At 43.0% G+C, this 9,567-nt stretch carries 11 protein-coding genes; 6 read left to right on the top strand and 5 right to left on the bottom strand.

Annotated features, from left to right (window positions below; genetic code table 11):
• From A3757_RS27460 to A3757_RS02305, 4 genes are all read right to left on the bottom strand, one after another.
• A partial coding sequence (locus A3757_RS27460; RefSeq protein ID WP_231878191.1) for a hypothetical protein occupies positions 1-270 on the bottom strand: 270 nt, incomplete at its 3' end.
• A 367-nt stretch (positions 271-637) separates the two neighbouring features.
• Positions 638-1,612 (bottom strand): magnesium transporter CorA family protein, encoded by a 975-nt coding sequence (locus A3757_RS02315; RefSeq protein WP_068508819.1) that lies wholly within the window; start codon positions 1,610-1,612, stop codon positions 638-640.
• A gap of 11 nt (positions 1,613-1,623) precedes the next feature.
• Positions 1,624-2,517 carry a LysR family transcriptional regulator gene (locus tag A3757_RS02310; protein WP_068508821.1) on the bottom strand — a complete coding sequence of 298 codons (894 nt, stop codon included), beginning with the start codon at positions 2,515-2,517 and terminating at the stop codon, positions 1,624-1,626.
• A gap of 32 nt (positions 2,518-2,549) precedes the next feature.
• Positions 2,550-3,128, bottom strand: a complete 579-nt coding sequence (locus A3757_RS02305) for a hypothetical protein (RefSeq protein ID WP_068508825.1) — start codon at positions 3,126-3,128, stop codon at positions 2,550-2,552.
• 184 nt (positions 3,129-3,312) lie between these two features.
• On the opposite strand from A3757_RS02305, the gene rimK reads away from it, so the two are divergent.
• The 6 genes from rimK to A3757_RS02275 all read left to right on the top strand — a co-directional run bounded on the left by rimK (position 3,313) and on the right by A3757_RS02275 (position 8,670).
• Entirely contained in the window at positions 3,313-4,218 is a 906-nt protein-coding gene (rimK, locus tag A3757_RS02300) for a 30S ribosomal protein S6--L-glutamate ligase (protein WP_068508826.1), read from the top strand.
• Between the two features lie 41 nt (positions 4,219-4,259).
• Positions 4,260-5,291: a succinylglutamate desuccinylase/aspartoacylase family protein gene (locus tag A3757_RS02295; RefSeq protein ID WP_068508839.1), complete on the top strand. Its 1,032-nt coding sequence runs from the start codon at positions 4,260-4,262 to the stop codon at positions 5,289-5,291.
• Positions 5,281-5,811: a RimK/LysX family protein gene (locus tag A3757_RS02290; protein ID WP_082865127.1), complete on the top strand. Its 531-nt coding sequence runs from the start codon at positions 5,281-5,283 to the stop codon at positions 5,809-5,811. Before A3757_RS02295 ends, A3757_RS02290 begins: the two co-directional genes overlap by 11 nt.
• A 60-nt stretch (positions 5,812-5,871) precedes the next feature.
• Positions 5,872-6,450, top strand: a complete 579-nt coding sequence (locus tag A3757_RS02285) for a mechanosensitive ion channel domain-containing protein (protein ID WP_068508841.1) — start codon at positions 5,872-5,874, stop codon at positions 6,448-6,450.
• Positions 6,451-6,525: 75 nt separating this feature from the next.
• On the top strand, positions 6,526-6,834 hold the full coding sequence (locus A3757_RS02280) for a hypothetical protein (RefSeq protein WP_068508842.1): 309 nt from the start codon (positions 6,526-6,528) through the stop codon (positions 6,832-6,834).
• A 156-nt stretch (positions 6,835-6,990) separates the two neighbouring features.
• Complete coding sequence (locus A3757_RS02275) at positions 6,991-8,670, top strand: AMP-binding protein (protein ID WP_068508844.1); 1,680 nt, start codon at positions 6,991-6,993, stop codon at positions 8,668-8,670.
• A gap of 181 nt (positions 8,671-8,851) precedes the next feature.
• Here A3757_RS02275 and A3757_RS02270 read toward each other — a convergent pair whose 3' ends face one another.
• Complete coding sequence (locus A3757_RS02270; protein WP_197469663.1) at positions 8,852-9,520, bottom strand: DUF3047 domain-containing protein; 669 nt, start codon at positions 9,518-9,520, stop codon at positions 8,852-8,854.
• Positions 9,521-9,567 lie beyond the last annotated feature (47 nt).

Genomic DNA, 9,567 nt, shown 5'->3' with positions numbered 1-9,567 from the left:
CCCGTCAACAAGACCGCCCTCCACCATTAAAAGTGCTCTTTTTGCTGGGACCGAAGTAATCTCCAGCTGATAGCCCATTGTTTCAAAAATCTCATGTAGCAGTTGTGTAACGCTTCCGACGACTTTCCCAGCTTCTACGAAACTATGCGGAGCATGCTCAACGGTGACAAAGTGAAGTTCTTTCGAGGTCGTTTGGACGCTAAATAAACAAAGGCTCAAGAAACAAAAGGATGCTCTGAGAAATGGCAGGACATTGAAATCATGCAACATGTTTAATAGTCTTTTTCTGAAACGCGATTTTAGAATCCATATTAGCCGAGCAATGAGCGTTATACAAACCTCCGGCTCTGTAATGATATTTTTGGCAGGTATCAGACAAACCGATTCGAATCTAACAACTCTCAGATGTCTACTTTGTGGAGAAGACAGACTGTCAGAAAGGTAGTGCTTAGTGCTTCAAAATCAAAATTCTTCGACATCTTTAAATCAGGAGAACTAGGCCATTTCGACAATGCCCTTCAACGGCAGTTTTTGGCTTTAGCCGACTAAGCTTTTCTTGCTGTTTGTACGCTCTAGTTGAAATCTCTATTTCGATAGGTCAAGCTTAGTGCTAACTTTTTCAATTGAACGTTGGCTTTTACAGCCAGCGCTTTCTCTTAAACCAATAAACTAAGCCCGTTGATAGCGACAACATGATTGCGAGCAGGTAAAAATAGCCGTTCTCAACCTTGAGTTCAGGTATATAGTCAAAGTTCATCCCATATAGCCCTGCCAAAAAACTTAGTGGCACAAACACAGCGGTGATGACCGTTAAAACTCTCATCGTTTCATTCAGCTGATGCGCTGATATCGATAAATAACCATCGATCAAATCTCCGCAAATATCGTAGTGCATCTGAGCAAGTGTAAAAAGGCGCTGGAAACGATCATCTAAGTCGTTAATTGCATGCTCGCAAGCTGCCTTGTCGAAATATGCGTACTCATCACTTTCTTTATGTAAGCCTTCACTTATGTCCGTATGATAATTAAATGTCCGCGTCAGTTTTACCAGCCGCGACTTAAACTTTGTCAGCTCTTTCAACTGTTGGTCATTTGCATTGTTTTCGAGTTGCTCCTCAATCTCACTAAGTTGAGTATCAAAATTAAGCAACTTCTCGAGGTAAACACTCGATGCTGCTTTCATTATTTGAATAGCGACCGTCATAGGAGATATATGTTTGAGTTTACGCAAGGCTTTTTTAGATTGCTCTACCCCAACCGATTTAACCGGGTGAACAGTAACCAGAATGTTGTCTTTAACAATGAGTCCAATCGACTGATGTTGGAAAGATATATCATCTTCAATGGCACGAATTCCGCGATACAAAATAAATAAGTGCTCGTCAAAAAACTCGATTTTTGACGGGTGGCTCTTTCGCAGGGTATCTTCAATAGCAAGGTGGTCAATATTTAGCTCTGTGAGCAAACGTTTAATTATTTCATGATCTTCGGTCGTAAGATCAATCCACAGCTTTTGGCTCGTGAGTAAGTCGCCGGAAATTAGATCATCAATCGACATTGCTTCGAGCTCTTGACTCTTACCATCGTCAGAGAGCTGGATAATACTTAACATGTCATAACCCTCTATATCTCTATTATTTCTGGCACTTCAATCTCTGGAGCGTCTTCTACAGGCATTTCAAGCGCCCTAATAACATTGAGAATGTTTTCTATCTCGTTCGTATGAATGTTCTCTCGATGATGGCACGCAAAGATTTGTCTAGCAATGACCGGCGCATCGGCAACTTGATAAAGGCTTTTGTCGATATAGGGTTCAATTAAACGGTATGGTAAATAGGCACTGCCGCCAAATTCAAGCATAAATTCAAGCGCTATTCGTGAAAGCGTAGTATGAAGAATAGGTGATATATTATCTGAAAACACCTGAGTAAAACTCATTTGAAACGACAAACCCCAATCAATGGCAATATAACGTTGCTGGACTGCCTCCTCTGCTGTTGCGTCAGCATTCGTGCTAACCAAAATCAGTTCGGCGGGGGTTATGGGTATAGATACCAAGTCATTGAGTTTCGCTGGTTCATAAATAAGCGCCACATCCAATGTACGTTCCATTAGGTGCCGGGTTAAGATATCTGGATTGTGCGCTTCCGTCCTCAATGCCATTTCTGGAAAATCGCGATGAAGTCGGTGCAATGTGTCTTGCAGCACCAGGTCCCAAAGACCTGTTGTGGCACCGAGAGAAATTACGTGTTTTTGTTTCTTTCGTAGCGATACATCTTGGCGAGCTCTTTCCCATGCAATGATAATTGTTTCGGCATGATTAATAAGGCGCTCACCTGTCACCGTTAATTGTAAGTTATTCCTAAAGCGAGTAAAAAGCTTCGCACCTAATACATTTTCCAATTGTTTGATACGAGCACTGACCGCTGCTTGGGTAAGGTATAAGTTTTCAGCCGCTTTACCAAAGTGACGCGTATTCTTTACTTCCAAAAATGTACGTAATAACTCAATGTCCATGATGTCGCCTATGTTAAGGCCAGCGAGCTAACCTATTTATGCCAATAGTCCTTAAATATAGTACTAAAGAGACAATTAAGTCTAACCCTATCACCTAAAGGAGAACTATCACAAATTAAGGCCAGGTATGCATCGCGACCATCACCCTGGCAGGGCGGTTCATAAGGTATAGAGTCACACATTTTTCGTGCTAAATTTGACAACAAAAAGCATAATTCAGAGGTATTTGATATCTCGGCTTTCCCAGCCAAGTCACTTAGCGAAACATACTCGCGACCTGCTTTAAAAAGTTCACAGATAATGTCGTTCGTTTTGCGGCTTTCAATTGGAAGGGTCTCACAAATTGCGCGATACCATGCTGTTAGGTCAGGCATGCTATTTTCTCTCAGTCTAATTTCGTTCCTGATATGACTGTCAACAACACCCTTGAGGTATTGAAATGGTTCATCACTATCTAAACCCTCACAATAAGCAACTCTCTCACCCTGCTTAAAAACCTCGCCGGTACTCACTCCGTTAGTGACTCGGTTTACTAGCTTGTAGGTTCTATAAAAACTTTCTTTTATCTGACTCTTGGTTAATCTGTCAGGCATTGTTAAGACGTTCATCATAGTAGATTCCAAAACAACTGATTGATAGCACTATCCTCATTATTGTCATACTAGTTTCGTCATTCGACCACCTAATAAATTTTGTCGTCAACACAAATTCTTTTCGTTTTACGCTTTAAAAAATCAGGCCCAAAATTACGACAGATTTACACAAGCTCAACTGACAATGTTTGGAGGTATCCCAATGAAAATAGCAATCCTATCCCGTAACCCAGAGCTCTACTCTACTCGCCGACTAAAAGAAGAAGGAGAAGAGATGGGGCATACTGTTGATGTCATCGATACAATGCATTGTTATATGGATATTACCAGCGCCAAACCTTCTGTGAGATACAAAGGTAAGCCCTTACCTCTTTATGACGCTGTCATTCCACGAATAGGAGCTTCGGTTACTTTCTACGGTACTTCGGTCGTCAGACAATTTGAAATGATGGGAACTTATTGTATTAATGAATCGGTCGCGATTAGCCGGTCACGGGACAAACTTCGTTCTTTACAACTGTTATCTAGAAAAGGGATTGGTTTACCTAGAACAGGTTTCGCAAATCGGCCTGACAAGATAGATGACTTACTTAAGAATGTCGGTGGCGCACCCGTTGTCATTAAGTTATTGGAAGGCACTCAGGGCATTGGTGTTGTATTAGCGGAAACGACAAAGACAGCCGAAAGCATCATTGAGGCATTTATGGGTCTAAAAGCAAACATCCTTGTACAAGAGTACATTAAGGAGGCAAATGGTGCTGATATTCGCTGTCTTGTGGTGGGAGATAAAGTCGTTGCTGCAATGAAACGTCAGGCTGCGCCTGGTGAGTTTCGCTCAAACCTACACAGAGGGGGCTCGGCTGAAATAGTTCGCTTATCGCCAGCTGAAAGAAAAACAGCAGTCGATGCAGCAAAGACAATGGGCTTATCAATGTGCGGTGTAGATATTCTTCGAAGTGCTACCGGGCCCGTTGTCATGGAAGTGAACTCTTCCCCGGGGCTAGAAGGCATTGAAACGGCTACCGGCAAAAATGTAGCGGGGATGATTATTTCGCATATCGAAAAGAAGGCAAAACCCAACGCAACCAAAACTAAAGGGAAAGGTTAGTTATTAGTTGAGACAATGCAAATATTAGTTGAGATATTACAATGAGACAGAGCTTTTCCATAGCAGGACGTGACATCAAACCGGGTGAATCAGCATACATTGAAATGCCCACCGTTGCGCTGTATACCGACACCGAAATGTCGATGCCGGTATACGTGAAACACGGTAAAAAAGATGGCCCGGTATTGTTCGTTAGCGCTGCGATTCATGGTGATGAGTTAAATGGTACTGAGATTATTAGTCGCCTAATTCAAGGTAAACAACTTAGAGGAATGAAGGGAACGCTCATAGCAGTCCCCATTGTAAATGTTTATGGCGTCATTTCACAAAGCCGCTATCTACCTGACAGAAGAGATTTAAACAGAAGCTTCCCCGGCTCGACTAAAGGGTCGTTAGCAGGAAGAATTGCAAACCAGTTTCTGAAAGAGATCGTTTCAAAATCGGACTACGGGATTGATTTACATACAGGTGCGATTCATCGCTCAAATCTGCCACAGATACGAGCAAATTTAGATGATGAAAGAACAAATGAACTTGCAAAAGCCTTTGGCGTGCCTGTTGTACTTAATGCCGATATAAGGGATGGATCGTTGAGAGAATCTGCTGGAGAACTGGGCGTACCAGTACTTTTATATGAAGCAGGTGAAGCATTGCGATTTGATGAATTATCTATTCGTGCGGGTGTAAGAGGCATCGTTAACGTTATGCGTTCATTAGATATGCTTACCAAACGACGAAGCAAGCTTAAATATGAACCTTTTATTGCTAGGCAGTCAGGATGGGTAAGGTCAACTGACAGTGGCTTTATCCGTTATAAAAGAACGCTTGGTGAGCTCGTGGAGAAAGGCGATGCGCTGGCAGATATTCAAGACCCGTTTGGTCGAGTATTAGACACCATCACGAGTCATGCTAAGGGTATTATTATTGGTAAACAGAACATCCCATTAGCACAGGAGGGTGAAGCATTATTTCATATTGCTTATTTTTCCAAGCCAAACGAAGTGGCTGAAAATCTAGAACTAATGAATGACAATTTGGTCAGTGAATCCGAGGTATTGTTAAATGAGCCATGATAACTTTTCCAAGAATAGAAATCTAAGTGAGGAGCAAACAATTGTGGGAAGTTCCTTCGCGAAATACCTGGATGGAAAGATCTTACTAGGTGCAGTCGAGTACGCTGACCTACCTGGACTACATTTATTCAACGTTCAGGTAAGAGTTGACACCGGCGCTAACAACTCATCTTTGCACGTCGAAAATATTGAGTATGAAGAGAGGGATAATGAAACTTGGGTCAGTTTTGATTTACCAAAGGATGTCTTTCCTGACCGAAGGGCGAGTAGACGGTCAGCAAAACTCATCGACAAAAGGCTTGTTAAGACCAATAATGAGGCTAAAGAGAAGCGTTGCTTGATTGAAGCGAGTGTCTGCATTGGGAAAAGTCATTGGACGATACCTATCACCTTAACTGACCGCTCTAATATGCGATATCCTATGTTGCTGGGTCGAACCGCAATGGCAGGACGAGCGCTTGTGGACCCCGAGTCGGAGTATATCCAGAGTGAAGATAGAATGAGCGTAAACTATGAATAGCTTATGCTCGTAGACAGACAACAAGTATGAAGTTGAAGCAAAGTATTCTTGAGGTAAAAAATGTTTGATGAGCTTTTGGCCTGGTTTTCAATGTACAAAGTAAATGTGTTGCTAACGTTGGTTATCATCATTATCTACGGCTTTTTTAAATACGTACTACGACCACGAATCATCGCACATGCAGAGCACGGAAATCTAAAAGACAAATCGAAAGAAACCGCGCTCGCTGCAGTAAATGTGTTGCTGTTAATCGGAACAGTGGTAGTCACTCTATTTGTATGGGGTTTTGACTTCAAAGGACTCCTGACATTGTCTGCCAGTATTCTGGCGGTCACTGGTGTGGCGTTATTCGCCGGGTGGTCGGTACTAAGTAACATCACCTCATTTTTTATTCTTTTAGTGCAAAAGTCATTCAGGCGTGGCAACTTCGTCAGAGTGATTGATGGCGATAATTACGTCGAGGGGTATATTTCTGAAATTAACTTATTCAGCACTAAACTAATCAGTGAAGCGCGTGAAGTTATTATATATCCAAACAACTTACTTCTAACCAGACCAATGCTCGTCAATCCTAGAGATCGTTTAAAAGGGATTGGTAAATTGCAGTCTGAAGAGTACAAAGAAGACAAACAGTCTTAATTTAGAATAACCCGAGTTGCCTAGTTATTCAAACAATTACTTAGCGGGATACGAAGCGGGCAATACGACGACCAGTTGATCTATCGAAAGCGCTTAAGAAGAAAACTCAGAGATTACACCTCGAATATACCCCCTCATGCCCAAGCCGCCAAAAAAGCTGACGAGTGGCTAGTCAGCGAAGGCAAGGCGCCACGTTATGAAAATGGCGGCTGGGTCTCTTATTGTTATACCGTGAATGGGCCTGAGCCTATAGAACACCTTGTATCACCACTTGATTATGACCTGTATCTCGCCAGACAAATCGCACCTATTGTCGATGGTGTAGTCAGCTTCTTAGGCACCTCATATAACGAGATTACTAGTGACCAATTGAGCTTGTTGTAGCTGCCCAACCTTTAGGTTGAGCCTTCCACAAGTGCAACCCAGCGTCAATATTTTAAAACCTAGGGTCAAGGGATTAACGCTCCTTATCTGTACAATTCTCCTGCAGAATTTAAAAACCAATAACAATCTAATAGCTACGTTTACAAAGGAATAATAATGAACGATAGAAAGATTCCACTCGCACTTGAACATGTTTATCGCTGGGAAAAGGAAAAGGCCCAGGACATTTACCTCACGCAACCTCTTGGCAATGGACAAGTTAAAACCTATACCTGGCAACAAGCCGTATCTGAAGCCAGAAAGATGGCGAACTATTTGAAGACTCTTAATTTACCAGCCAAGAGCCACATAGCATTACTGTCAAAAAACTGCGCTCAGTGGGTCATGGCGGATTGGGCAATCTGGATGGCAGGACACGTTACCGTTCCGCTCTACCCAACCCTAAACGCCGATACCGTCAGCTATATACTTGAGCATTCCGAAGCACAAGTCCTATTCGCTGGTAAGCTTGATGATTGGGACGATATGAAAGACGGTATTCCAGAAAGCTTACCCTGTATTTCCTTTGACTTAAGCCCGGAAGAAGTGCAGCAAAAGTATACTAGCTGGGATCAGATTGTCGCAAAGAATGAAGCCTTAAGTGAAAATACAGCTCGCGAAGCAGATGAAATCGCCACGATTGTTTATACCTCTGGTAGCACCGGGAACCCCAAAGGCGTGATGCTATCTTTCCATAGCATGGCCTATGCTGCACAAGGCGCGATAGCCTCATTAAAAGTGACTGATCAAGACAGAATGCTTTCTTACCTTCCTTTGGCACACGTGATGGAGCGTTTTGTAGTCGAAATGGCCTCTATATCTGTTGGCTTTCAATTATTTTTCGCCGACAAACTCGATACCTTTGTCGCTGACTTGAACCGAGCAAACCCTACCTTGTTCCTGGCGGTTCCTCGAATTTGGACAATATTCCAGACAGGTGTCTTTGCCAAGATGCCAAAACAAAAGCTCGATCGTTTGATGAAGATTCCTTTACTGTCAGGCTATATGAAAAAACGCGTATTGAAGACGCTTGGTCTGCAGGATGTACGCTATGCTGCGAGTGGCTCTGCACCACTAAGTCAAGATACGATTGCCTGGTACCAAAAGCTTGGTCTTGAACTCCTCGAAGGCTACGGCATGTCTGAAAACTTTGGTTATTCTCATATGTCCCAGCCAGGCAGAAGTTGCCTTGGTTACGTAGGTGAACCTTTACCTGGTGTTGATTGTCGAATCAGTGAGCAAGGTGAAATTCAAATCAAGAGCCCTACCCTGATGATGGGTTACTACAAGGATGAGGCGAAAACCAAGGCTGAGTTCACTGAAGATGGCTATTTGAAAACCGGGGATCGTGGTGAAATTGATGAACTTAAACGCCTTAAGATTACCGGACGAACCAAAGAAATATTTAAAACCAGTAAAGGTAAATACGTTGCGCCAGCGCCAATAGAGAATAAGATTATTGGCCATCAAGACATTGAGATGGTTTGTGTATCGGGCGCTGAGTACCCACAACCTCACGCATTGGTAGTATTAGCCGAATCATCGGCCAAAAAAACAAGCTGTGATGACTTTAAAGCAGAGCTTGCCTCTAGCTTTCAATCTTTAATCAAGGACGTAAACTCTACACTTGACCCTCATGAGCATATCAAGTTCGTGACGATTGTCAGTGATGAGTGGAGCATCGCCAGCGGGCACCTAACACCGACGATGAAGATGAAGCGAGATGTTATTGAGTCGAGTTACAAGCCTCATTTGGATGATTGGTATGAAGCACGCCAAGCGGTTGTTTGGCATTAGGGTGCACTATCGTCATCCCGGTGTGCTCTTCAGCCGGGATCCATGATACCTAGCACGGCGCATCAAGCAAAATGGATTCCCGCTTAACACACTGCGGGAATGACGCGTCTTTAAGACTACGGGAATGGCGCGTTTTTAAGACTGCAGGATTTCAGCAACTTGACCATCCGTGAAATCCCTATCACCGTTCCGAAAAGAATATATCACCGTATTCAGCTTCGGCATTCGACCCGGAGTCATCGGCATCAGTCATAATCGCAATCGCCTCAACTTCGTCATAGGATTTGCCGAGCCAGGCTTTCAGATCTTCCTGAATATTTCGTTTTTCTATATGCCACTGCCCTGCGCCGTCGCTATTATTTCGTAAGGGTATCATCAGAGTGTTGTCAGGCGCATAAGCATTGGGCCAACTTGCTGGCGCATCTTCCCGGCTCGACCAGACATAATTCAAGGCCTTGGTTTGCCAGAAAAACCAGCCATCAGAAACGACTACATAGATTCTCGCAGCATAGTCATCGCCTTGCTTCGTTTCTTCAGGCAAACTCGCTAAGGGTTTATTGACCTTCCAGCGCCAATTTAAAAAGGGAGTCTTCTGTATATTCACTTTCATTTTCTTGAACATACCCGAAGCAGAAGCTTGACTAATTGCATGCAAAACCTTCAGTTTGGGATTATCACTTTCGTCTTTCAAACGATAAGAGGTTTCATCATTGAATTCGACCGACTCCCATTCCTCCAGCCCCCATTCAGAAAACTTTCCAATTGAGACAGTATTCTCTCCCTCAGCATATGCATTAAACCCGAATAAGACGAAGATAAAATAGCTAGAGTATAAAAAGACTTTGTTCATAAATGGTTTCTTCTGCAACATAAGTTCTTAAAAGAATATTAGGGTCG

Source organism: Oleiphilus sp. HI0117, assembly GCF_001635235.1.
Note: the sequence above shows the minus strand (reverse complement) of the source record. Positions and strands in the feature narration are given on the sequence as shown.

Excerpts from the sequence above, each read along its gene's own strand:
- A3757_RS02295 (WP_068508839.1), top strand. The coding sequence starts at position 4,260 with ATGAGACAGAGCTTTTCCATAGCAGGACGTGACATCAAACCGGGTGAA.
- A3757_RS02315 (WP_068508819.1), bottom strand. The coding sequence starts at position 1,612 with ATGTTAAGTATTATCCAGCTCTCTGACGATGGTAAGAGTCAAGAGCTC.
- A3757_RS02285 (WP_068508841.1), top strand. The coding sequence starts at position 5,872 with ATGTTTGATGAGCTTTTGGCCTGGTTTTCAATGTACAAAGTAAATGTG.
- A3757_RS02310 (WP_068508821.1), bottom strand. The coding sequence starts at position 2,517 with ATGGACATTGAGTTATTACGTACATTTTTGGAAGTAAAGAATACGCGT.
- A3757_RS02275 (WP_068508844.1), top strand. The coding sequence starts at position 6,991 with ATGAACGATAGAAAGATTCCACTCGCACTTGAACATGTTTATCGCTGG.
- A3757_RS02270 (WP_197469663.1), bottom strand. The coding sequence starts at position 9,520 with ATGAACAAAGTCTTTTTATACTCTAGCTATTTTATCTTCGTCTTATTC.
- A3757_RS02305 (WP_068508825.1), bottom strand. The coding sequence starts at position 3,128 with ATGATGAACGTCTTAACAATGCCTGACAGATTAACCAAGAGTCAGATA.
- rimK (WP_068508826.1), top strand. The coding sequence starts at position 3,313 with ATGAAAATAGCAATCCTATCCCGTAACCCAGAGCTCTACTCTACTCGC.
- A3757_RS02290 (WP_082865127.1), top strand. The coding sequence starts at position 5,281 with ATGAGCCATGATAACTTTTCCAAGAATAGAAATCTAAGTGAGGAGCAA.